The following is a 23,248-nucleotide window of genomic DNA, read 5'->3' on the forward strand; positions in this document are numbered from 1 at the left end:
AGCGGCTCATGGAATCTGTGCCGGTAACTTCGTGGTGGAGGGCAGTCTTACAACGCCCGGTAGTGGCCGATCAGTTGGTGCAACTGTGCGAGGCATTGGGAGCCCACACAGTGGCTGATCACCTCGATCGATTCCGATCGGTAGGTGACCTCGTGGCGATCACCGTTCCCCCCGGGTCACGCGATCTCCGGTCCCGACGCTTGCGCATGTACGCCCTCGAGGATCGGGATCAAGTCGTTCGAGCCTTTCGGACCGGTGGCTGGAACGCTTTTGAGGCTCCCCTCCCGAGTGTCTTCGCCCGCCTCGTTCGCCGGTGGCCCCACACGGTGCTCGACGTGGGGGCCAATACTGGTTTGTATTCGCTCATCGCCGTGACGGCCCATCGTTCGGTACGCGCCATCGCCTTTGAACCAGTGCCCGAGATCGCTGCCCTGATGCGCACGAACGTGCGGGCCAACCGAGCCGGCCGCCGGATCTCCCTTCACGAGACAGCGATCGGCGACCAAATCGGCACGGCTGAGCTCCACCTCCCGCTGGCTCAAGGCGACGGCACCATCGAGACCAGCGCGTCGCTCGAGAGCGACTTCAAGGACATCATTGATCGGGTCCTGACCGTGCAGGCCTCCACGCTGGACCAGGCCTGGGCCACCGCAGGCCGGCCCACCGTGAGCCTGGTGAAAATCGACGTCGAGGGGGCCGAGCCCCGCGTCCTAGCCGGGGCCGGGGCGCTGATCGACGCCTGTCGGCCCATCCTCACCATCGAGGTGCTCGACGGCGCCAGCACCGATGCGGCCGAGCGCCTCTGCCGCGACCACCGCTACGTGGACATCGTCTTGAGTCCGCATGAGGCCGTCGTGAACCCTCCCTCGGTGCTCCCCGTGCCGCTGGCCCCGAACCAGCTCCTGGTGCCCGCCGAGCGAGTCGCCGAGGTGGTGGAGGAACTTCGGGCGGTCCCCCGGCTGGTGGTGACCGTGCTGGGGTAATAGAGGGCGGTTTCACGTCCCCGAGGGCCGGTCCGTAGCATGAGGGGTGATGAGCGACGCACCTGCCCCGAACGCCGATCGCGATACATGGCGGGCCATGGCCACCCAGGACCTCAAAGGGGCCGACCCCGACACACTGATCTGGCAGACCCCCGAGGGCATTGCGGTGCACCCGCTCTACACGGCTGCTGATACCGCCACAATCCCCACCGATGGACTGCCCGGTGCCGCACCTTTTCGGCGCGGCGTGCGTGCCACCATGTACACGGGACGGGCCTGGACAATCCGCCAGTACGCCGGTTTCTCCACTGCCGAGGAGTCCAACGCCTTCTACCGCCGCAATCTCGCCGCCGGCCAACAGGGGGTGTCGGTGGCCTTCGACCTCGCCACCCACCGAGGCTACGACTCCGACCACCCCCGAGTAGTCGGTGACGTGGGCAAGGCGGGGGTGGCCATCGACTCGGTGGAGGACATGAAGATCCTGTTCGACGGGATTCCCCTCGACCAGATGTCGGTGTCGATGACCATGAACGGGGCGGTGCTCCCTGTCCTGGCGTGTTTCATCGTGGCGGGCGAGGAACAAGGGGTGCGGCAAGACCAACTCAGTGGCACGATCCAAAACGACATCCTCAAAGAGTTCATGGTCCGCAATACCTACATCTACCCGCCCGAGCCGAGCATGCGAATCGTGGCCGACATCATCAGCCACACCGCCGAACACATGCCCCGGTACAACTCGATCTCGATCTCCGGCTACCACATGCAAGAAGCGGGCGCGACGGCCGATCTGGAGTTGGCCTTCACCATCGCCGACGGGTGGGAGTACGCCCGGTTCGCCACCCAGCGCGGGCTCGACATTGATGTCTTCGCGCCGCGTCTCTCGTTCTTCTTCGCCATCGGCATGAACTTCTTTATGGAGATCGCCAAACTCCGCGCCGCTCGGGTGCTCTGGGATCGGGTGATGACCACCTTCAACCCCCGAAACCCCCAGTCCAAGATGCTCCGCACCCACTGTCAGACCAGCGGCGTCTCGCTCACCGAGCAGGACCCGTACAACAACATCGTGCGCACCACCCTCGAGGCGATGGCGGCGGTACTTGGCGGCACCCAGAGCCTGCACACCAACTCCTTCGACGAGGCGCTCGGCCTCCCCACCGAGTTCAGTTCCGGTATCGCTCGCAATACCCAACTCATCATCCAGGAGGAAACCGGCGTACCCCGCGTGGTCGACCCTCTCGGGGGCAGTTACTACGTGGAGGCACTGACCCAAGCCTTGGTTGATCGAGCCTGGAAGATTGTGGAGGAGGTCGAAGGCCTCGGCGGCATGACCAAGGCCGTTGCCTCGGGCATGCCCAAGCTACGCATCGAAGAAGCCGCCGCTCGCCGGCAAGCGCGCGTGGACCGCGGCGAGGAGGTCATCGTGGGGGTGAACAAGTACCGGCCGGAGGATCCGCCGCTGGTGGACATCCTCGACATCGACAACACGATGGTGCGCGATCGCCAGATTGCCCGACTGCAGCAGATCAGGGCCACCCGCCCAGCGGCCGCCTGTGAGGCCGCCCTCCGCCGTCTGCAGGAGGGCGCCGAAGCCGACGGGAACCTGCTCACCTTGTGCATCGAGGCCGCCCGAGCCCGGGCCACCGTGGGCGAGATGAGCGATGCCCTGGAGACCGTGTTCGGCCGCCACAAGGCCGATATCCGTAGCATTAGTGGTGTGTACGGATCAGGGTTCGAAGGAGACACCGATTTTGCGGCCATCGTGGCCGATGTGGCCGCGTTTGCTAGCGAAGAGGGGCGACGCCCCCGGATGCTCATGGCCAAGATGGGCCAAGACGGCCACGACCGAGGAGCCAAGGTGGTGGGAACCGCCTTCGCCGACATCGGCTTCGACGTGGACTTCGGGCCACTCTTCGAAACCCCCGAGGAAGTGGCGCGGGCGGCGGTCGAAAACGACGTGCACATCGTGGGGGTGTCGAGCCAGGCCGCCGGGCACAAGACCCTCGTGCCCCAACTGATCGACGAGCTACGGGCGGCGGGCGGCGACGACATCCTGGTGGTGTGCGGCGGCGTGATCCCACCCCAGGACTACGACGAACTCCGAGCCGCCGGCGTGGTGGCCATCTTCGGTCCCGGCACGAACATCCCCGAGGCGGCCGAGGTTGTGCTCGGTCTCCTGCGCGCTCGTCCCGGACGCGGTTGAAGCCCCCCACCGTGGCTTCCTTAGACGCCGATCTCGCCGTTGCCATACGCGCCGGCGACCGGCGCGCCCTGGCCCGCGGCATCACCCTGGTGGAATCCACCCGTCCCGACCACCGCATCGAAGCCACCGACCTCATCGAGTCGCTCCTGCCCTTTACCGGCGGCGCCATTCGGGTAGGTATCTCAGGCGTACCCGGCTCCGGGAAATCCAGCCTCATTGAGGCCCTCGGCCACCAAGTGCTGGGCGACGGGCACCACCTAGCCGTGCTGGCGGTGGACCCATCCAGTTCCATTTCCGGCGGTTCGATCCTGGGTGACAAGACCCGCATGTCCGACCTCGGCCGCCACGAACGCGCCTACATTCGGCCCTCGCCATCCTCTGGCACGCTGGGAGGCGTAGCCCGCCGCACCCGCGAGGCCCTCCTGCTGTGTGAGGCCGCCGGATTCCGAGTGGTGCTGGTGGAGACCGTGGGCGTGGGCCAGTCCGAGGTGGCGGTGGCCGACCTCGTCGATCTCTTCGTGTTGGTGGCTTCCCCCACCGGTGGCGACGAACTGCAAGGCATCAAACGCGGGATCATGGAACTGGCCGACCTCATCGCCGTCAACAAGGCCGACGGCGAACTCGCAGGGGCCGCCCAGCGCGCCATGGGCGACCTGCGCCACGCCGTGCACCTCCTCCGGCCCAAGCGACCCGGCTGGGAAGTGGGCGTAGCTACCTGTTCGGCGCGGACCGGGGCTGGCGTGCCCGAACTCTGGGCTGCCATCGAGGCCGCCCATGCCCGCCTCGCCGCCGATGGCCTCGAGGAACTGCGCGCCCGGCAGGGAGTGTCGTGGATGTGGAGCGAAGTTACCGAGACCCTGCTGGAGGGCCTCCGCGATCACCCCACGGTGCGCGACCGAGTGCCCGACCTCGTGGCGGCGGTAGCGGCGGGCTCAACCGCCCCCACCCGAGCCGCCCAGTTGCTACTCGAGGCGTTCCTTGATCAAGACCCCCGCTAGGGGTCTTGCCCCTCTCGGGGGTCCGGCACGTAGTGCGACGGTGCCACGCCCAACTCCAGTTCGATCCGACGCACCCGTTCAAGGGTGCGTTGCGAGACGGTCCGGTGGGCCGCAATGAGGTCCGCAATGACCCCCAGGGCGAAGGTCTGCACCGCCGCCACCAGGAGGACACCCCCCACCACAATCGACTGCAGGTGCCCCGACCGGTCGCCGTACACAATCCAGTCGTACAAGAACGGGCTCCAGGCGATCCCACTCAGAAGCAGCAAACCCAGCGCCAGCGCCGTAAACACCTTGAGCGGCTCGTAGCCTGCGTAGATCCGAAAGATCGCCATCATGTTGCGGCGCACATAGCCCCACATCGAGCCGAACAGCCGCGACTCCCGCAACTCGGGATTCGTCCTCACCGCAACGTGATCCAGCGCCACCAGGCTCTGGCCCGCCTGAATAAGTGACTCCAGGGTGTAGGTGTAGCTCGACACCACGGTCAGACCCAACGCCGCCTCGCGGTTATAGGCCCGAAATCCCGAGGTGGCATCGGGGATCGTCGTGCCCGATGCATGTTGGATGACCCAACTCCCCAACCTCTGCAGCCGCTTCTTGACCAGCGAGAAATGCTCGATAGCCATCACGTTCCGAGCGCCGATCACCATGTCGGCATCGCCTCGCAGGATCGGCTGCACTAGGGCGGGTATGTCCTCGGCGTCGTACTGGTTATCGGCGTCGGTGTTGACCACCACGTCGGCTCCCAGCTTCAGGCACGCATCCAGACCGGCTTGGAACGCATAGGCCAGTCCCTTGTTGTTGGTCAGTTTCACAACGTGGTCCACACCGAGTTCCCTAGCCACCGCAACGGTGCGGTCGGTGGAGCCATCGTCGACGATCAGCCACTCCACCACGTCAAAGCCCTCAACCTCTCGCGGCAACGCCGCCAGGGATACGGGCAGTTGATCCTCTTCGTTGAGACACGGAATCTGGATGATCAGTTTCACGGCGCTCGAACGGTAGCGCCCCGTGGTCCCCATAACGCTCACCCGCCGACCTCAGCCACCCCGAAGGGAAACATTGATGATCAATACCGCCAGCGCCCCGGCCAGGCCAAGCAGAACGATCTGCAACCAGATCCTTGTCTTGCGGTGCGCAACGGGCTCCACCAGACCCAGCAGCATCCCCGGCAGCAGCACGAGCGCGTAGCGAGGAGTCGGCCCACCGCCGATGCTCCATTCGAAGAAGAACATCGCGGTGTAGACCGGTCCGGCCAACACCACGGCAAGGAAACTCAGCCAGCCCGCCAACGCCACCACCGAAGACCGGGCGGCGTTGAGAACGGCCCGCAAGTCCGCCGCCACCACGGTGTAAACCACCAGCATGCCGAACGCACTCACGAATGACGTCCGCAGCGGTGTGGGACCGGAGTAGGCGATGACGAGACCCACGAGTTGTGCAATGACGGTCTCCCCCGGGAACTGACTTACCTCTTTGAACGACAGCAGTGTGTGGAGGACCACGGCTGGGTCCACCGTGGCCCGCGCCTCCACTATCGCCCCCCAGACGAGATAGGCCACCGCCGACACCGCCACCGGAAGGAGCCAGAGATCATCGCGCACGGGACGCCACGACGGACGACGACGACGCAACAGCGCCACCAGCGCCATCGTTGCGATGGCCACGAGAACCTGGGGCTTGGTCCACACCGCCACGGCCCCCAGCAGCGACCACCCCAGGAGCCCACCCCAGGTAACGGCTCGTCGTGCGGCGAGCAGGAAATGGATCGTCACCGCGCCGAGCAGGAGAACGGCGGCGTCGTTGGTAACCGTCGCCGAGTGGTACACCACGGCAGGACCCAGCAGGGCTATCGCCAGGATCGTGGCCGCCCCCGCCGGCCGAACCCGAAGTCGAGCCAGTGCCAGCCAGAGGACCAGGAGTCCGCTCAGGAGCCACGCCGCCCCGGTGAGGCGAGCCGTGAGGACCAGGTCATCGCTGGGGCCGAGCGCCACGAGGCGGCGCAGGGCAGCCGTGACGAAGTAGTACACCGGAGGCTGCTGCGCCTCGTACTGGTAGCCCTTGGCCCCTAGTCGGCCGAGCCGTTGGTCACCGCTGGAGCAATCGGGGAGCCGAACCCCCACCACGCCCCGACACAGGGAAGGACCCACCACCTCCGGCTGGATCAAATCTCCCATGCGGGGCACCTCGCCCTGCTCAGCCCGAAAGACATAATCCACATGAACGCTTTCGTCGTACACGGAGAGATCGGGAAAACGCACCGCCACCGATGTCACCAAGATCAGTGTTCCCACCACCAGGAACAAGGCGGTGAGAGCGCTTGAGCGGCCCTGTGCGAGCAAGCCCCGCACAGCCTCGCCCAGGCCGACGGCTTCCTCCCCGTTGGGTTCAGAAATCACTTCCGCCGTCAGCACCTCCCCACCTTTACAGATCAGCGCCACCCACCCCGACAAGCGATAGGATTGGCTTGTGACGGCCACTGAGGTGCCCACCGGCAACACCTACGACAAGTACGCTTCCACCCGCCGGATTGAGCAAAAGCTCATGACGGGTTTCTTCGAGCGTCTCGATGCGGCCCTCCCCACGGCCCCTGTTCGTTCGATCCTCGAAGTGGGGGTGGGAGAGGCCACCGTGGCCACGTGGGTACAGGCCCGGTACCCCCGCGCGCGTCTGGTGGGGATTGATCTCCCCGACCCTGCGTTGGCTCTCCACTGGGCCCACTGCGGCGTGAGTGGTGTGTTCGCCGACATCCATCGGCTCCCGTTTCCCGACGCTAGTTTCGACCTGGTACTGGGGATCGAGGTGCTTGAGCACGTGGCCGATCCAATGGCGGCGCTGCGCGAACTGTCCCGTCTCGCCACCGGCCACCTCGTGGTCTCGGTGCCCCGCGAACCGATCTGGCGTCTGGCCAACCTCGCCCGGGGCAAGTACATCGGGGCGCTCGGCAACACTCCCGGGCATATCAATCACTGGAGTAGGCGCAGCTTTGTCGAGTTGATCGGACAACACTTCAACGTGGAGTCGGTGACGACGCCCTTTCCGTGGACGATGGTCAGCGCCGCCACTCGGACGTAACCGATCACCAGCCACGGGTTGGCTAGTCCCGATCCCGGCCGATCCAGATCCAAGCGCACCGCTGGCGGCCTCACCCCTCCACCATCGGCGGGTGATTACCGCCGTGCCATCAGCGCTGGTTGCGGCGAATTCGGCTAAGCCCGCGCTCCGCCAGGAGGCGCGGACCACCGGCTTGGAGATAGGCCCAGGCCACCTGCACATCTCGAACACGGCCCCGTCGAACCGGGGCGGCGGCCGCGTGAGGATCGAGGTCGGTGCAGGCGACGTCCGCCGCCCGACGGGGGGCCCGGCAGAACTCCACCAGGGGCTCCAGACAGGCCGACCAGGTGAACGCCGGAGTCAGGCGACCGATGTTGGCTCGGCAGGTAGCCGCCAGGGCGGGATCGGTGAGCAACCGCTCCAGACCCTCCTCCACCGCCTCTACATCCCCGGCCGGCACCACCACGCCTAGTCCCTCGCGACGGATCACCTCCGCGAACGAGTCGCCATCGGTGGCCAAGATCGGCAGTCCCGCCCAGAGGTAGTCGAGGATGCGGGTGCGGAACGAGAACTCCGTCTCGATGTGATCGAGGTGCGTGCTCACGCCGAGATCGGCATCGAGCAGAAAGTTCTGGCGCTCCTCGAAGACCACCCAGTCCTCGTTGAAAAAGACGTGGGTGTTGACCAATCCCAACTCGGTGGCCAGACGCCGCGTCTCCACCGCCATCCGCATCTCGGGAATGTCGGGATTCGGGTGGCGGAGGCCAAGAAAAAACAGCCGGATCTCCGGGATACGGGTCCGCAGGCGGTCGACCGCTCGGATGAGGGTGAGCGGATCGAACCAGTTGTACACCCCGCCGCCCCAGAGGATGACCTTGTCGTCGACACCAATCCCGGGGACCACCCCCTTGATGGCGGAGCGGCTCGCCACCGGCGGTTCGCTGTCAACACCGAAGGGCACGACGGCGAGGAGGTTGTAGAGCGATTCGTCGCCATCGTAGGTAACCGGATTGATGCGAACGAGAGCCGCCAGTTGGCCGAGCCATAGATCGCGCTGTTTGGTACTCGCACACAACACAAAGTCGGCCCGCCCGAGTTGCTCGTTGATCACATGAGTGGCGTTGCGCACCGCATCGAAGCGGCCGTGTTCACCCTCGGCGTCGTGTCCCTGCTCGAGTTGCTCCAGGTGCATCGGGTCATAGACGTCGGCAATGAGGACCTTGTCGGAATAGAGGAGAAAGCCCCGACCTGCCAGCACCCAACCCTGGAACACGAAGACATCGCACCACCGCTCTAGATCGCGCAACCCTTTCTCGGCCACCGCCCGCACCTCGAAGTTCTCGCCGCCGAGGTCGCAGCCACCCGTGGTCGCGAGCACCACCTCGTGCTCGGCGGCCAGACGACGAGCGATCTGCAGGGCGCGAATACCCGGTCCGGCCATCCGCGCCGACAGCGTGTCGGCGGTAACCACTGCGATGCGTCGCCGGATACCGGCCCGCTCCGGGGCGCCAAGAAGAGCCAGAACCTCCGCCACCGGGGCCGCCTGTGGGTCCGTCGCCGCCCAGGCGGTAACCGCCCGATGGGCCAAGGGGAGCAATTCCCCGTCACCCCGTCGACGCCCGGGCTGGAGTAACGGTCGTCGTACCATGCCGGTCCGGTGGGCCTCGCCGTAGTGCGAGTCGGTCCACCCGGCTGCTTCGAGGCTGGCATCGTCGAGCACCGAGGCCAGTACCAGCGCGACCCCCGCCCGCAGTTGATCGGGGTCGCCCAGCGATGCCGGAGCGTGGGGAGGCGGACCCATGCCGCGCACGCGGTACCCACCCAGCCACATGCGCCACCCCAGATCGAACCCTTCCATCACGCTCGGTACACGCACGTCGAATCCACCCAGGCCGTGGAAGGCCCGGTGACGGATCACGCAGGCCGACAGCGGCACAAACAGTTCGAACGCACCCACTGGCCCTCCGGTGGCCGACCAGCCCACCAGAGCGGTGGAGGCGTCACCCCGCAGTTGCTCGATAGCCCCGGCCACAAAGTGATCCGGCACCTCCACCCCCGCCTGCACGAACACCAGATAGTCGTTCGAATCCACCGTGGCCGCCGCATTGCGGGCATTGACCGTAGCGGCGACGTTCCCATTGACCTCGATCTTGGCGTTGGGCACCTGGACTCTTCGCAGGGCATCAGCGGTGGTCCGAGCGGCCGCGGCATCCTCGGGTCCGGCCATCACCAACACCAGCACCCGGGCCGGCCGCGGCACCACGATGCTCATCGGAGTGGAGTTCGAAGGTCGGTTCCGCCGAGCACCCATCGCCCATGCATCGTGATCAGCCCGCTCCACCCGTCGCTTTGCGCACCGCCGTCCACATCGAAGCGCCGTTCCCGATGTCGCTCATCGTAGGTATGCAGCGCGGCAGAGTCGGTGATAGCACCGGACAGATCGTAGGTGCCCGGGAGAAGGGGGAGGCGATCCACCACCAGGTCCACGAACCCCGAACCCGATACTCCGGTAGGCACAATCGTCGCATCCCGAGTGTGCGGATTGGTCACCACGGCACCCTCCAACGTGTGGATAGCCAGGGAGAAGACCGGGTTGGGGACCGCAGCGGCCGCGGTGTAGTGACACCGAAACGTCACCGTGTCACCGGTGCGAATCACGTCGGTGGCACTCCCATCGGGTCCGAGGACCTCCAGCGCATCAATGGTGATCTCCCCGGACCCGGATCGACTGGCCGTAGCGTGGGTTTCGGTCGCCTCACGCTCCTCTCGCACCTCCGTGAGGTACTGCTCAATCACGCTCCCTGCGTTGCCGGTGGCCCGCAGGACACCGTCATCGAGCCAGGCCACTTCGTCGCAGATGGCCTGAACCGAGCCGAGCGAGTGCGACACCACCACAATGGTACGGCCCTCCGCTCGGAGATCAGCAAAGCGTTCGTTACAACGCCGCTGGAACTGCTCATCTCCTACCGCCAACACCTCGTCGACCAAGAGGATGTCGGGGTCCACGTTGATGGCCACCGAAAACCCCAAACGCACATACATACCCGAGGAATAGTTCTTCACCGGGGTATCGATGAAGCGCTCCAACCCGGCGAAGGCCACGATGTCGTCGAAGCGGATATTCAGATCCGCTTTGGACATGCCCAGAATCGAACCGTTCAGATACACATTCTCCCGACCGGACAGTTCCGGGTGAAACCCAGCGCCGAGTTCGAGTAGCGCCGAAACCTTGCCGTTCGTGCGGCAACTTCCCTCGTCGGGTTCCAAGATGCGGGCCAAGCACTTGAGCAAGGTGCTCTTCCCGGAGCCGTTGGTACCAATAAACCCGTAGGTGACGCCCTCGGCTATCTCCAGGGACACGTCTCGTAGCGCCCAGAAATCCTCGTAGCGCGCCCTGCCGCCTCGCATCACGGTGGCTTTCAAACTCTGGTTGCGGTCGTGGTAGAGCCGGAAGCGCTTCGAAAGCTGCTCCACCGAGATGGCGGGTACCGTCACAGTTCCTCCGCCAGGCGGCCCTGCAGCCGGTTGAAGGACACCCATCCGATCACCAGGGCCACCACCGCACAGAGCACCACGTAGCCAACATCAGCGATGGCGGGAGCCCGGAGCGAGTAGTAGAGATCTCGGTAGATCTCCGAGAATCTGGTCATGGGGTTGAGGCGATAGATACCCAGCAGGGTGGGGCGATCGGAGAGGGCGCTGTTTACCACCGACACCGGATACACGATGGGAGTGGCGTAGAACCAAAACTGAAGCCCGATACCGATGAGGTACTCGAGGTCGCGGAAGTACACGTTCCACACCGACAGGGCGAGCGCCACCCCAAGCACGAACACCCCCTGAATCATCGCCACGCCCAGCATCGGCACCATCCAGGGCACCACCATGTTGCCGGCGATGAGCAAGGCGACGCTGAGTACGCCGAGTTCGATGAGGAAAGACACTCCGAAACCAGCCACGGTGGAGGCCACCAGGAGTTGCCGGGGAAACCACACCTTTTTCACGAGGCTGGCATTGGCGAGAAGGGACCCCATCCCCCCGGTGATGCCGTTGGCCAGAAACGTCCAGGGCAGCAACCCACACAGGAGGAAGAAAGCGAACACGTGGAGCCCACTGGGGTCGCCCGTCGGTGGTTCGACCTTCAGGAAGAAGCCGAAAACGAGTGTGAAGATACCCATCTGCGCGAGCGGATTGAGCATCGACCAGCCCCAGCCCAAGGCCGACCGTTTGTACTTTCCCCGCAGTTCCCGCAGCGTCAGGTTTACGAAGAGCTCTCGGTGGCGATGCAGTTCGCGAAGGGTAGTCATGGCGGGGGAAGGCCAGGGGTCGAATGACGACCCGGCGTGGCCCACTACGTTACCTCTCTGATGCGCATCACCGTGGTCTCTGCTCATTACCCTCCCAATTTCCGTAGCGGCGGCACCCTGCAACCCCAACGCCTGGCCCGTGGCCTCCTCGCGGGCGGCCATGACGTGCGTGTCTTCGCTGGCTACCTCGACAGCCAACGCGCACCGCTGGAGGAATGGGACGACATCGACGAGGTGGGCCTCCCGGTGCATTGGGTGGTGTCCACACCCTGGATGGGGTGGGCAGATCCCCTGAACTACGACAATCCGGCCGTGGCCGAGCGCTTCGCCCGGCACCTGCGCGAACATCCCGCCGAGGTGGTGCACCTGCACGCCCTGCAGACCCTCGGGGCTGGGCTGGTGGGGGTGGCCAAGGCTTCGGGCGCCATCACCGTGGTGACAATGCACGACTTCTGGTGGGTGTGCGCCCGGCAGTTCCTCGTGGACCGCAACGATCGCCCCTGCTCGCTCGTCGTGGACGCGGGGGCGTGCGCCTGTGAGGCCGGTCGGGAGCACCTCGAAGCGCGGGCGGCCCGATTGGCCGAACTGCTGGCCCCGGCCGACCTGGTCCTGGCACCGTCCCGCTCGGCGGCGGCGGTACTAGAGGCCAATGGAGTGGCCCCGGGTCGACTGGCCGTGGACGAGAACGGCATGGAGATAGGCACGGTCACCGCGCGGCGATCCCGCCGCTCCGATCAGCCGGTAGTGATCCGATACACCGGCGGCAGCAACCCCATGAAGGGATCGGCGGTCCTCCTCGATGCCGCCCATCAACTGGGCCCGCGTCCTGGCCTGCGCATCATCGCCCATGACCTCCAAGAAGCGGTGCAACGTGACGGCCGCCCCCTCGAGGCCACCGCGCTGGAGTTGGCTCCGGCCTACCACCCCGACGCCCTCAACGAGCTGCTCTCCTCCACCGATGTACTGCTACTGCCGTCGGTCATGCGCGAGTCGTACTCGCTGGTCACCCGGGAGGCCTTGCTGCGGCAGGTGCCGGTGATCGCCACCAACACGTTGGGACCTGAAGAAGTAGTGGAGGACGGTGTGAACGGGTTGATCGTGCCCGCCGGCGATCCCGAGCTGCTGCGGGCCGCCCTCGAACGCGTGCTGGACGCCCCCACCCTCGCCGCCCTGCAGACAGGAGCCGAGCACCCTCCCGTAGTGCGTTCGACCGGCGATCAGATCGAAGGCTTGGAGGCTCGATTTGAAGCGCTGCTGGCCTCTGGTGGCGCGACGGCCGCCGCCGCGCCCCTCGGCACAGTGCTGTTTTTGGTGGGTATCGATGGCGCCCCCTTGCGCTACCGAGCGCAACTGCCCGCCGAGGCCATCGCCCACCGAGGCGTGGCGAGCACCATCGCCCACTACCGCGACCCCGACGTGGCGGCGCGAGCGGCCGCCGCCGATGTTGTGGTGGTCTATCGGGTGCCGGCGACGCCACAGGTGCTCGCTCTTATCGAGGCCACCCGAGCGGCGGGCACCCCGGTGCTGTTCGATGTGGACGACCTCATCTTCGACCCGACCATCGACGATGAAATCCCGGCCCTCCAACTGCTTCCCGCCGCTGAGAGTGCGCTCTGGCTCCAGGGCGTGCAGCGTTACCGCACCACAATGGAGGCGTGCGATGCCTACATCGGATCCACCGCCGCGCTCGTAGACCACGCTCGTCGAGTGGTGGGGATCGAGGCCTACCTCTTCGAAAACGGCGTGGGGGCCGCCCTGGGAGCGGCCAGCGAGGTCGCCACTACTCGCCCTCGACGCCCGGGACCCCTACGGGTGGGGTACTTCAGCGGCACCACCACCCACGACGCCGACTGGCGCCACATCGAAGCGGCGGTGGCGAGTGTGCTGATGGCCCATCCCGATGTCGAACTCTGGCTGGGTGGTCCTCTGGCCCCCACCGAGGCGGTGATGGCGACCTTGGGCGAGCGCGTGCACCGCATCCCCTGGACGGCGTGGGAGGCCCTGCCCGAGGTGCTGCGCGACATCGACATCAACCTGGCCCCCCTGCAACCGGGAAGTCGGTTCAACGACGCCAAAAGCGCCATCAAGTGGCTCGAAGCGGCGCTGGTGGCCACCCCCACCATTGCCAGCCCCACGGCTCCCTTCGTCGATGCCATCACGCCCGGCCGCACAGGATGGCTAGCCGACTCCCCCGACGAGTGGGCCCTCGCCTTGCACCACGCCCTGGCCCACGGGGCCGATCGCGTCACGGTGGGCGAAGACGCCCGTCGCGCCGCTCTCCTGCGCTGGTCGCCGTTCCGTCAGGCGGATCGTTACCTGGCCATCCTCGACCACGCCCGGCACCCCACCGGCCTGCGACGCCAGCCCAACCCCTCCTGGACCACCGTGGTCGTCGACGAACCCTGGCTGCCGCAGCCCACCGCTCTGGCGCCGTATCCCCCCCACCACCCGTCGATAGGTGAAGTCGTATCGCCGCCGATCAAGCGCCCGTCGCTCATGGGGAGGCTCCGGGCCAAGGTTGCCCTTGTAACCACCCGCTATCGGCAGGAAGGACCGGTCGGGGTGGCCCGAGGAGCCACCCGCTGGGCTCAACAGCGAGTCGGTTGGGCTCGTCGCGGTCGCTGAGGACGGCGGCTAGGCGAACGATGACGGCTGGCTGCTCGAGTAGTTCGACCGGCATGGGGGCCAGGGCACAATCGACATACGGCTGCGATTAGCGACGGCCGGAAAGCCGACGCAGCGGCGCCAGCATCCGGTAGCCGCGGGTGGATTGCAGCGCGACGACATGCGCGGCAAGTTCTTGGCACTGCGCCTCGAAGCAATCGGCGCAGCCGGCCGATTCCTCGAGCGCGATGGTGGCTTGATCGAGCGCGATGGTGGCTTGATTCAGCCCAACACGAGTGGACTCCAACTCAGCCTCCGCTACCACCAAACGGGCTCGCTCCCGATCAAGGGCCGTCCCCAACTCAACCACCCGGTTGGCCAGGTTGGCGATCTCGACATCGCCATCATGGGCGACCGCCCGAAGCACGAACTGGTACGTCTCGGATTCGGCCTCGGCCACCACCTCCGCGAGAAGCGCCGGCGATACGGTGGAGGGCTCCACGGCCTGTTCGCTGCTGAACACCGGCACGATCACGCGTTGGAGGTCCACCACGACCAGGCCCGCATCGTGCACCAGTTCCTGGATGGATTCCAACGTGAAGAAGTGCAGGTGCGTCCGATCCAGTAGCCCCGTCTCGCGATACCGGAACCGACCCGCCAGCAACTGGAGCTTCACATCGGCATGGGCGATATTGGGTACGGAGAGCACTACGTAGCCACCGGGTTTGAGGGCCGCCCGGCAGGCTCGGATTACCCGCAGCGGATCGGAGAGGTGCTCCAGTACGTCGCCCCCCAACACCACGTCGAAACGCTCATCGTCGATAGCCGCGGCCACTACGGCGGGATCGGAGAGATCCCCCACGATCACCCGCTCGGTTACCTCATGAAGGAACGTGGCGGACCCGGCATCAACCTCAATGGCCACCACCCGACACCCGTTGGCCACCAATGACCGGGTCACATGGCCGGCGGCGGCCCCTAGTTCCAACACCCGCTTGTTGCAGCCCACCAACGCCAGCGCTGCTGCGCAAGCGTTATTGACGGCGTCCGGGTCAACCTCGGCCCAATAGATGTTGCCGACATGATCAGCCACCGGATCCACCGCTCTATCCTAGCGGATCACCGATACCAGACGGCATCCAGCAGATTGCCCAATCCGTACCAAAAGATACCGTCGTCACCCCCGGTGCTGAAACCGCCCACCACCGCTTCCTGCAGGCTGGGCAGCACCAAGCCGGAGCTTGACCACACTCCCCGACTGGCGAACCGCCATAAGAAATCGGCGGCAGGGCCGGGGGCATACCACACCACGTCATCGCGTCCGGTCTCGTAAAGATCCGCCACCACGGGGTTGTAGAGGCCATTGACCACAAGGCCAGAACTGGTCATCGTCCCCAAGGGCCCCCCGTACCACATGTAGTCCTGGGCCACCCCGGGGCCGTACCAGAGCACATCGTCGCGTCGATCGCCATCGAAGTCGCCTACGGCAGGCTCGTAGGTCAGGAACACTGAGCGGGGCAAGGAGAGGTAGCCACCGGCCAGTTTGTGCAGCCAGAGGAAATCGGGATCACCGCCAGGAGCATAGAAAAAAATGTCATCACAACCATTCCCGTCAAAATCGCCGACGAAGGGTTGATAGCGGCCCGACACCAAAACGGCCGACGACACCACGGTGCCCCCCGAGAGGTCCCACACCTTGTCGGCCAAAGCACCGGTGCCATACCAGAACAGTTCCTGTGCGCCATCGCAATCACGATCGAGGAACAGCGGCATCAACCCCACGCCCGGAGCCAACCCCCCCACGCTAGTGAAGGTGCCGTCCCCGTTGGATCGCCAGAGGAAGGTCAGGCCGGAGACACTGTTGTAGAACAACACCTCGTCGTCGCCGTCGCCGTCTGCGTCGCCAGCAATGATGTAGTCGTAGACCAAGTTGACCGTCGCCGGCCGGGTGCTGAAGGTGCCCGAGCCCTGCCCCAACAACAACGTGTCAGCCACGCCGCCGGGACCATAGAACAACAGGTCACCGCGCTGATCGCCATCAGCGTCGAGGGCAATGGCGCGGGCCACCGACACGATGGTGGGAGAGGAGGAAGAAAGCCCCGGTGGCGTGAGGGGCCTACAGGCCCCGCGAACCGTGGTGAGATCACACAGCCCGGAAGAAGACGACCAGGTCAAGCCGGATCCGGGCTGCGAGGACCGGGGCCGAGCGTTCTTCCCGATCGTGCGGCTCGCCTTGATGTCGATGGAATACCCGGTATCCGCGCGCAGCCAATGGCGCTCCTCGGTCGTCCCCCGATCAACCACATAGAACGCCGCAGACAGCGGAGCGGGTGCCACGGTGGGGTTTCCCCCGCCATCGATTTTGTAGGTGGCCCACGCCGTGGATCCCTGGATCACCCCCACCACTGGTTGCACGTACCAACACGGCACCGGCACTACCACATCCGGTAACGAACACGTACGAGCGACCGTGCCTCCGAGCGCGTCGATTCCCGGCACCGTTTTCACATTGGCGAAATACGGCACCGATGCCGTCATTTCGCCGAAGTAGGTCTGGCACTGCGTGCACGGGAAGCCCCAGTCGCCCCATGCCGCGTAGCGACGTTCTTGATCCGAGAACGGCGCCCCGTGGCCCACCAGGGAGGTCGGAGGGTTGCAGTAACGCGACGCCATCACCCGGGCTACGTCGGCGGCCACCACGCGAACATCCATCGCCTCGACGGCTGTGAACGGTGCCCCCAACCCGGCCGAGTCGTACTGCCAGATCCCAATCCCCGGGTGCCAGTACGCCCGCACATACGACGTGTAGGGGTTTCGAAAGGCGTAGAGGCCATAGTTGGCGTTGGCGGAACTGTTGGTGTCGAACACGCCGGACCATTCGTCATAACGCGACAGCGTCATCGGCGCCGGGGCCGACGCCACAGTGGTGGCGGCGGAGGACTCCTTGAACACCGGCGCCCACACCAGGGCGGCCAAACCCTTGTCGCTGATGGTGCAACTACGAGCGGTGGCGGCGGCGGCCTCAAGAACGGCCTGGAATGGCCCAACGCCGACGTAACGGGTGGTGGCGGTAGCCGTAGGGAGCGGAACCGCGGTGGTGGAGGCGACGCCGGGCGATGCTTGGGCCGACGCGCCGGATCCGACGAGCACAAGGAGAAGGGCGGCGCAGGCCGCGAGTCGGAGGAACAGCGCAGGCATGAGGGAGAGAAGGCGTTAGCGGAGATTGGATCCTACCGTGGTCCTCCTTGCGTGTCTCGGCACTGGCGCATTATCTCAAGTATCAGGGTTTGGCGACCGATGAACTAGAGGATGATTCTCCGACGCAACTCCCTCCGCGCCGCCTCGGCCGTGCTCCTGTGTCTGCTCATCTCCACCGTCTCCCCTGCGGTGATCCCCTCCGCCGGTGCGGCGACGACGGCGGTGACCACCAGCGCCGGCGAGGCCGAAGCCACCTTCGCCACCAAACTCAACCAAGAGCGGGTAAAGCGTGGCCTCCCGACTCTCGTGATCGACACGAAACTAGCGGCCACCTCGCGCGACTGGTCCTCCCGCATGAACAGCACCGGCACCCTGATGCACGATCCCGGTCTCGCCGCCGACATCGCCGCGGTGGAACCCTCCTGGCAGGCCGCCGCCGAGAACGTCGGGGTGGGCTACGACGTGCAACAACTCCACGATGCCTTCATGGGCTCACCGGGCCATCTGCATAACATCGTGGGGGATTACAACCGGCTCGGCATCGGTGTCGCGACCAACGGTGCCAAAATCTGGGTGACGTTCCGCTTTCTGCGGGGTCCGGCCATCGCCGGCTCCACCGGCCTCGTGACCCCGGGCGTACGCACCCCGCTCAGTGGCGACTTCAACGGCGACGGTCGCGAGGACCTCTTGGCCTACGGCCCCGGTTCGAGCATCGACGAGTTGTGGTTTGGCAACGCCAACAAAACCCTCCGCCAGGCAACTGTCTCGATAGCCGGGCAGTACCGCCCCGCCGCCGGCGACTTCGACGGCGATGGGCGCACCGACATCCTCTGGTACGCACCCGGCGCCCCCTCGGACTACCTCTGGAGTTGGAACGGCACCTCCTGGACGTCCAAGTCGATGACCATCGCCGGCACCTACGTCCCGCTGGTGGGCGACTACGACGGTGATGGCGTGGATGACCTCCTGTGGTATTCCCCCGGATCGGGCGCCGACTACTACTGGTACGGCAACCGCAACGACACCTTTACTTCGGTAGCCACCCCCATCAACGGCATGTACCGACCCATCATCGGAAACCTCGACAACACCGCCGGCGACGATCTCTTCTGGTACGCCCCCGGCTCCGCTAGCGACTGGATCTGGTACTCCACCGGCGCCCGGGGGCAGTACAAAAACACCGCCAGCGTCGTGAACGGCCTCTACACGCCCTTTACCGCCAACATCGATGGCCGCTTCGGCGACGACATCTACTGGTACGCCCCGGGAGAAGCCGCCGACTTTCTCTGGTTCGCCGGCGCCACCCGCAGCACGTTTACTTCGAGCCAACGCAACGTCGGCGGGTACTACCTCCCCGCCAGCGGGGACTTCGACGGCAACCAGGCCGACGACATCGTGTGGTTCAACCCCTCGACCGTCGCCGGCGACCCGCTGTGGTGGTCCACTGCGGGATCGACCTCCCCCACAATGTCTTCAGTGCACGGCTGAGCGCCGTAACGCCAGCGAACCGATCACGGCACCCACCGCATCCACCAGTACGAACACCAGTCGTGCGGCCAACGCCACCGCGGCGGCCACCCCCGGGTCAAGCGATCCCGCCGCCGCCACGAATACCGCTTCCCGTACCCCGAGACCTCCGGGCACCGGCACCAGTACGAAGCCAACCACCCACGACAGTACCGCCGCCGCCGCCACCTGCAGCAACGGCGCTTGCGGATCGAGGGCCCGCGCCACCGCCCAGGTGGCCCCGCCAATCGCCACCCAGGCCGGCACGTAGCGAAACACCAGGGACACCGATCTACCCCACGCCGGGATGACAAAATCCACCGGGTGGCGGATGACGCGCTCCACCAGGGCCTGCGTTCGCTGCAGGACCGCCGGGTGCAACGCGCCGAGGCCCACTGGGAGCAAGGCCACCACGACCAGTGCCGCAGCATCCTCGCTGCCCCACAACGCGGGTAGGGCCATCACCACCATGGTCATCGCCGCCAGGTACAAGGTGATGAGCGACAACAACACGCTTCCGTAAGCGGCCGGACGAGGGATCCCCCAGCGGGTGGCCAGTTCGGCGCGACCCAAAATCGACCACACCCCACCCGGCACGTACTTACCGATCTCGCCCACGTAGTAGCGGGCGATCACCTGGGATAGCGGCAGGTCCTCGCCGACGCTCCGAATGGCGTAGCGCCACGGGATGGCGATGGCGGTCATCCCCACCACCGCGAGCACGACCGCAACGGCCATCCATCCCGGCGATGCCCCCGATAGCGTATCGCCGAGTTGGCGTCGATCCCGCACCACCGTGTGGGCCACGAATCCTCCCGCCACCAGCGCGAGCACCACCCCGAGGATGGTCGAGGCCCGCCGCGCCGGGGTGCGTTGAGGAAAAGGAGCAGGGGTGGTCACGCGATGCCATCTTCGCCGCTGGCGCGCCCGGCGCGCCGGACGCTCCTCAGCGAGCCGCAGGAGCCTGGAGCGGATGGGGTAGGCACAGGCCATCGAGTGCGGCCACCACAATGCGGTCCCGGTTCGCGTAGGTGATCTCGTTGGTCGGGTCCGGCCGAATCTTGTACTCCCGGAAAGACTGCTCGAGGCTGTCATAGGCCAGCAGGCGGCCCACCAAGGGATCTCCCAGTTCGAGGAGCAACTTGATGGTCTCGATGGCCTGGATCGAGCCGATGATCCCCGGCAGCACGCCCAGCACCCCCGCCTCGGCACAACTCGGCGCCATTTCGGCGGGAGGTGGCTCCGGCACCATGTCGCGGTAGGTGGGTCCGTGCTGCGGATCAAACACGGTGACCATGCCCTCGAACCGGAAAATCGAACCGTGGACAACGGGAATGCCGAGTTTCACGGAGGCGTCGTTCACCAAAAAGCGGGTGGGGAAGTTGTCGGTGCCATCCACGATGATGTCCCAACCCGGGAGGATGTCCATCACGTTGTCCGCACCGAGGCGCACATCGAAGGAGACGACGTCGACATCGGGGTTGAGCAGCGTCAGGGTTTTGCGGGCGGAGTCCACCTTGCGGTCGCCAATGCGCTCCATGTTGTGGAGGATCTGGCGCTGCAGATTCGATGCGTCAACGACATCCATGTCGATGATGCCGATGGTCCCCACCCCGGCGGCCGCCAGATAGAGCGCCGCGGGCGAGCCCAAACCACCGGCCCCCAACAAGAGCACCCGGGAGTCGAGGAGGGTTTGCTGGCCGACCACATCGACCTCGGGGAGCAGCAGGTGGCGCTGATAGCGGTTGCGCTGATCGGCGTTGAGGCTCCGGGGGGCGGCCCAGTCGCGGCTCTCGTCTTTCCACTTGTTGAATCCACCCGCCATGGAGGCAACGTCGGTGTAGCCCAGTTCGGCGAGCGTCTTGGCGGCGAAGGCAGAGCGCGCTCCCGAGGCGCAGTGGATAATGACCGGCGTTGACTTGTTCGGGATGCGGCTCTCGATCGAACTCTCCAGGGTGCCGCGAGCGATGTGGAGCGCCCCGGGGATCGCCCCTTGCTCGTGTTCCTCGGGCTCACGCACGTCGAGGATCACGACGTCGTCCCGGGCTCGCGCCGCCTCGGTCTCGGCGGTGTCGACTTCGCGAATCTCGGTCTTGGTGGTGGCCAGAAGTTCACGGAAACTAGGCATCGGAATCAGTCCTCGGGGGGAATCTCAAGTAGACGGGGAAAGCCTACTGAAGAGGTCAACAATTGAACCAGGCCCCTCATTCCCGCCCTCACCGCAGCGGGTGCAACACGGAGCGGCCCGCCACCGTGGTCACCTCGTAGGCATCGATCTGATTCGCCCCCTCGCGCAGATACGGGCCCAGCATCGAGTAGAAGGACCAACTGTCGTCATCCTGACGCCGATAGCCACCAGCGACCCCCGCGACCGTGCCATTGGCCACCAAAACCACGTTGGGCGGTGGGTCCTCGCCCGATCCGGTGATGTTCCCTACGATCAACTGCGGCATCTGCCCCGCTTCGTCCGGCAATGAGGCGAACGAAGCCTCGTTGATGGCCGCCCAACTCAGCGCCGCCCTCTCTCCCACCTCAAGGTCGGCCAGCGCGGTGCCCACCAGCGGGCCCGGCTCCCCCACCGCCGCCAGGGCGATCCAGTCGTCGCCGTGGGGAAAGTCCGCCTCATGGCGGCGCACGAGGTCCAGGAGCGGTGCCAGTTCTTCGCTCACCGTCGGCGTGGCGCGGCGCTGGCTGCCATCCACCAGCGAGTGACCGTCCATGACCCAGTCGGTCTTGATGCCCAGGAGGTCGATCAGGGTGGGCAACAGGTCGATGGTCATGGCCACCTCGTCATTCACCACGGCACCGGCCTGTCCGGGTGTCTTGATGAACATCGGCACCCGGAAGATCTCGTCGGCATTATTGCCGGTTACCGCACGACCTAGATCGGGTCCCAGCAGGCTCGTGCCATGGTCGGCGGTCACGATGACGGTTGCGTCGTCCCACACCCCCGACGCCTCCAGATGGTCGATTACGTCCCCGAGGGCCACATCGGTCGCTCCTACCTGGAGGGAGTGGCGCTGGTAGCGCAGTTGCACGCTGCTGTTGAAGCCCGGCAGGGTCGCATCCTCAACCCAGGACGGTGTCGGAGGCATGACGCGAGTACCCCAGGGGGTGGAGAACCATGGCGAGTGGGGCAGCACCACATGCACGAAATAAAATCCGGGGGTGGAGTCCACCGCCAGCCCCTGTTCCACCAGACGAGCCGCCTGGGTCCCGGGTTCTCGTTCGGATGCGGCAAACGCACGGTAGCGGGCGAGCGGATCGGACTGGCCGAACCCATCATCAGGAGTGGCGCCACCCACCGAAGCCACGCTGATTCCCTTCCCGAAGGTCCCCCAGGCATCGTTGATAGGCGGCAGGTGCTGACGCAGATGCGCGGGCAGTACCCGGTGCTGGAATACAACCGCGGCGTCGGACAGCGCCTGACGAAGCGACTGTCCCGGTCGGGCCTCGCAGGCCTCGGGAGGACACATATTAGTGACGGCTTCGTAGCGCTCCACCGGCATACCGGCGCTCATGAGCGCCAGGATGTTGCGGGGGAGGTCCTGATAACTGGGCATCACACGGCCCCCCGGGATCACGCCCGTCATGATCGCCGGAACGGCCCTCTCGGTGGCCGGGCTCACGCTGCTGGCGTTTCGATACCAGGTGGAGGCTTTCGCCAACCGGGCGAAGGCGGGATAGCGCGCCTCGTTGATTGTGCCGTCGGACCGCATCAAGGTGGACATCGGCAACTCGTCAAAGACGATGAACACCACTGGCCCCGACGGGGTTGGCACCGACACCTTGCCCAGCGCCTCCGGGTTGGATTCGTCGCTCAGCAGATCACTGGTAGGGCTCATCACCAGAAAACCAAACAGGAACAAAACGTTGGCCATCGCCAGGTACCCCAGGAGCATGCGGCCCCCCTTGGCCCGGGCCAGTACCACCGTGGCCGCCACCCCCAACACCGTGGCGAGCATCGCCACCACTCTGCGGTCCATCCCGAGCCCGCGCACGAGCACATTGCCGAAAAGTCCACCGAGTCCGCCCAGCAGCACCGCGTGGGTCCAGTTGCCCACTCGCGTCCCACACCACCGCGCCACTCCAAAGACCGCCACCACCACCAGCGAAGGTGCCACCGCCACTACCAAGGCGAACTCCACGACCTGGGCGGGGGTGTAGCGACCGGCGATGAAGAACTCCGGATTTTGACCCATCAGATCAAGCACGGGCTGGGTGATAGCGAGACTCGCCACTCCCGACAGCGCCGCCACCTGCCCCCAGACCGATGCCCATCCCCGATACGGATCGGTCACTGGTGTGTTCACTTGCGGACTCTACCGCCCCTGCAAGTGAACGCACCAGCACCACCAGATCACCCAAAAGCAACCACTGGATGAACGAAGCGAC

16 protein-coding genes are annotated in these 23,248 nt (G+C 65.9%); 6 read left to right on the plus strand and 10 right to left on the minus strand.

Annotation, left to right across the window (positions count from 1 at the left end; translation table 11 throughout):
• Positions 1-8: 8 nt before the first annotated feature.
• Genes EXQ71_00645 through meaB form a run of 3 tightly spaced genes read left to right on the plus strand, consistent with a single transcriptional unit; the run spans position 9 to position 4,181 of the window.
• Positions 9-983: an FkbM family methyltransferase gene (locus EXQ71_00645; protein MSO86011.1), complete on the plus strand. Its 975-nt coding sequence runs from the start codon at positions 9-11 to the stop codon at positions 981-983.
• 49 nt (positions 984-1,032) lie between these two features.
• Complete coding sequence (locus tag EXQ71_00650) at positions 1,033-3,183, plus strand: methylmalonyl-CoA mutase (protein MSO86012.1); 2,151 nt, start codon at positions 1,033-1,035, stop codon at positions 3,181-3,183.
• Positions 3,180-4,181 carry a methylmalonyl Co-A mutase-associated GTPase MeaB gene (meaB, locus tag EXQ71_00655; protein MSO86013.1) on the plus strand — a complete coding sequence of 334 codons (1,002 nt, stop codon included), beginning with the start codon at positions 3,180-3,182 and terminating at the stop codon, positions 4,179-4,181. Before EXQ71_00650 ends, meaB begins: the two co-directional genes overlap by 4 nt.
• On the opposite strand, the gene EXQ71_00660 is transcribed toward meaB, so the two are convergent.
• The gene (locus EXQ71_00660) at positions 4,178-5,173 is read right to left on the minus strand and encodes a glycosyltransferase family 2 protein (GenBank protein ID MSO86014.1); all 996 of its coding nucleotides are present in this window, start codon (positions 5,171-5,173) and stop codon (positions 4,178-4,180) included. The two genes, meaB and EXQ71_00660, sit on opposite strands and share 4 nt — an antisense overlap.
• 51 nt (positions 5,174-5,224) lie before the next feature.
• Positions 5,225-6,676 carry a hypothetical protein gene (locus tag EXQ71_00665; protein MSO86015.1) on the minus strand — a complete coding sequence of 484 codons (1,452 nt, stop codon included), beginning with the start codon at positions 6,674-6,676 and terminating at the stop codon, positions 5,225-5,227.
• A gap of 52 nt (positions 6,677-6,728) precedes the next feature.
• Here EXQ71_00665 and EXQ71_00670 point away from each other — a divergent pair, with 52 nt between their 5' ends.
• The gene (locus EXQ71_00670) at positions 6,729-7,259 is read left to right on the plus strand and encodes a class I SAM-dependent methyltransferase (protein ID MSO86016.1); all 531 of its coding nucleotides are present in this window, start codon (positions 6,729-6,731) and stop codon (positions 7,257-7,259) included.
• Positions 7,260-7,368: 109 nt separating this feature from the next.
• On the opposite strand, the gene EXQ71_00675 is transcribed toward EXQ71_00670, so the two are convergent.
• Genes EXQ71_00675 through EXQ71_00685 form a run of 3 tightly spaced genes read right to left on the minus strand, consistent with a single transcriptional unit; the run spans position 7,369 to position 11,545 of the window.
• Positions 7,369-9,510 (minus strand): glycosyltransferase, encoded by a 2,142-nt coding sequence (locus tag EXQ71_00675; protein ID MSO86017.1) that lies wholly within the window; start codon positions 9,508-9,510, stop codon positions 7,369-7,371.
• Positions 9,507-10,778 carry an ABC transporter ATP-binding protein gene (locus EXQ71_00680; GenBank protein MSO86018.1) on the minus strand — a complete coding sequence of 424 codons (1,272 nt, stop codon included), beginning with the start codon at positions 10,776-10,778 and terminating at the stop codon, positions 9,507-9,509. The genes EXQ71_00675 and EXQ71_00680 overlap by 4 nt, the downstream gene beginning before the upstream one ends.
• Entirely contained in the window at positions 10,730-11,545 is an 816-nt protein-coding gene (locus EXQ71_00685; protein MSO86019.1) for an ABC transporter permease, read from the minus strand. Before EXQ71_00685 ends, EXQ71_00680 begins: the two co-directional genes overlap by 49 nt.
• 60 nt (positions 11,546-11,605) lie before the next feature.
• Here EXQ71_00685 and EXQ71_00690 point away from each other — a divergent pair, with 60 nt between their 5' ends.
• Positions 11,606-14,170, plus strand: coding sequence for a glycosyltransferase (locus EXQ71_00690; protein ID MSO86020.1), 2,565 nt, complete (start codon positions 11,606-11,608; stop codon positions 14,168-14,170).
• An 88-nt stretch (positions 14,171-14,258) separates the two neighbouring features.
• Here EXQ71_00690 and EXQ71_00695 read toward each other — a convergent pair whose 3' ends face one another.
• Positions 14,259-15,251: a class I SAM-dependent methyltransferase gene (locus EXQ71_00695; protein ID MSO86021.1), complete on the minus strand. Its 993-nt coding sequence runs from the start codon at positions 15,249-15,251 to the stop codon at positions 14,259-14,261.
• A gap of 17 nt (positions 15,252-15,268) precedes the next feature.
• On the minus strand, positions 15,269-17,347 hold the full coding sequence (locus EXQ71_00700; GenBank protein ID MSO86022.1) for a hypothetical protein: 2,079 nt from the start codon (positions 17,345-17,347) through the stop codon (positions 15,269-15,271).
• 111 nt (positions 17,348-17,458) lie between these two features.
• On the opposite strand from EXQ71_00700, the gene EXQ71_00705 reads away from it, so the two are divergent.
• Positions 17,459-18,835 carry a hypothetical protein gene (locus EXQ71_00705; protein ID MSO86023.1) on the plus strand — a complete coding sequence of 459 codons (1,377 nt, stop codon included), beginning with the start codon at positions 17,459-17,461 and terminating at the stop codon, positions 18,833-18,835.
• Here the strand turns inward: EXQ71_00705 and EXQ71_00710 are convergent.
• From EXQ71_00710 to EXQ71_00720, 3 genes are all read right to left on the minus strand, one after another.
• Positions 18,821-19,846 (minus strand): flippase-like domain-containing protein, encoded by a 1,026-nt coding sequence (locus tag EXQ71_00710; GenBank protein MSO86024.1) that lies wholly within the window; start codon positions 19,844-19,846, stop codon positions 18,821-18,823. The two genes, EXQ71_00705 and EXQ71_00710, sit on opposite strands and share 15 nt — an antisense overlap.
• Entirely contained in the window at positions 19,800-20,981 is a 1,182-nt protein-coding gene (gene moeB, locus EXQ71_00715; protein MSO86025.1) for a molybdopterin-synthase adenylyltransferase MoeB, read from the minus strand. The genes EXQ71_00710 and moeB overlap by 47 nt, the downstream gene beginning before the upstream one ends.
• 88 nt (positions 20,982-21,069) lie before the next feature.
• Positions 21,070-23,154: a hypothetical protein gene (locus EXQ71_00720; protein ID MSO86026.1), complete on the minus strand. Its 2,085-nt coding sequence runs from the start codon at positions 23,152-23,154 to the stop codon at positions 21,070-21,072.
• Positions 23,155-23,248: the final 94 nt, after the last annotated feature.

The sequence above is a fragment of the Acidimicrobiia bacterium genome, from assembly GCA_009694375.1.
GTDB lineage: Bacteria > Actinomycetota > Acidimicrobiia > Acidimicrobiales > VFJN01 > VFJN01.

Coding starts and splice junctions, on each gene's coding strand:
- EXQ71_00645 (MSO86011.1), top strand. CDS start 9: ATGGAATCTGTGCCGGTAACTTCGTGGTGGAGGGCAGTCTTACAACGC.
- EXQ71_00650 (MSO86012.1), top strand. CDS start 1,033: ATGAGCGACGCACCTGCCCCGAACGCCGATCGCGATACATGGCGGGCC.
- EXQ71_00670 (MSO86016.1), top strand. CDS start 6,729: ATGACGGGTTTCTTCGAGCGTCTCGATGCGGCCCTCCCCACGGCCCCT.
- EXQ71_00675 (MSO86017.1), bottom strand. CDS start 9,510: ATGAGCATCGTGGTGCCGCGGCCGGCCCGGGTGCTGGTGTTGGTGATG.
- EXQ71_00680 (MSO86018.1), bottom strand. CDS start 10,778: ATGGGTGTCCTTCAACCGGCTGCAGGGCCGCCTGGCGGAGGAACTGTG.
- EXQ71_00685 (MSO86019.1), bottom strand. CDS start 11,545: ATGACTACCCTTCGCGAACTGCATCGCCACCGAGAGCTCTTCGTAAAC.
- EXQ71_00690 (MSO86020.1), top strand. CDS start 11,606: ATGCGCATCACCGTGGTCTCTGCTCATTACCCTCCCAATTTCCGTAGC.
- EXQ71_00700 (MSO86022.1), bottom strand. CDS start 17,347: ATGCCTGCGCTGTTCCTCCGACTCGCGGCCTGCGCCGCCCTTCTCCTT.
- EXQ71_00705 (MSO86023.1), top strand. CDS start 17,459: ATGATTCTCCGACGCAACTCCCTCCGCGCCGCCTCGGCCGTGCTCCTG.
- EXQ71_00710 (MSO86024.1), bottom strand. CDS start 19,846: ATGGCCTGTGCCTACCCCATCCGCTCCAGGCTCCTGCGGCTCGCTGAG.
- moeB (MSO86025.1), bottom strand. CDS start 20,981: ATGCCTAGTTTCCGTGAACTTCTGGCCACCACCAAGACCGAGATTCGC.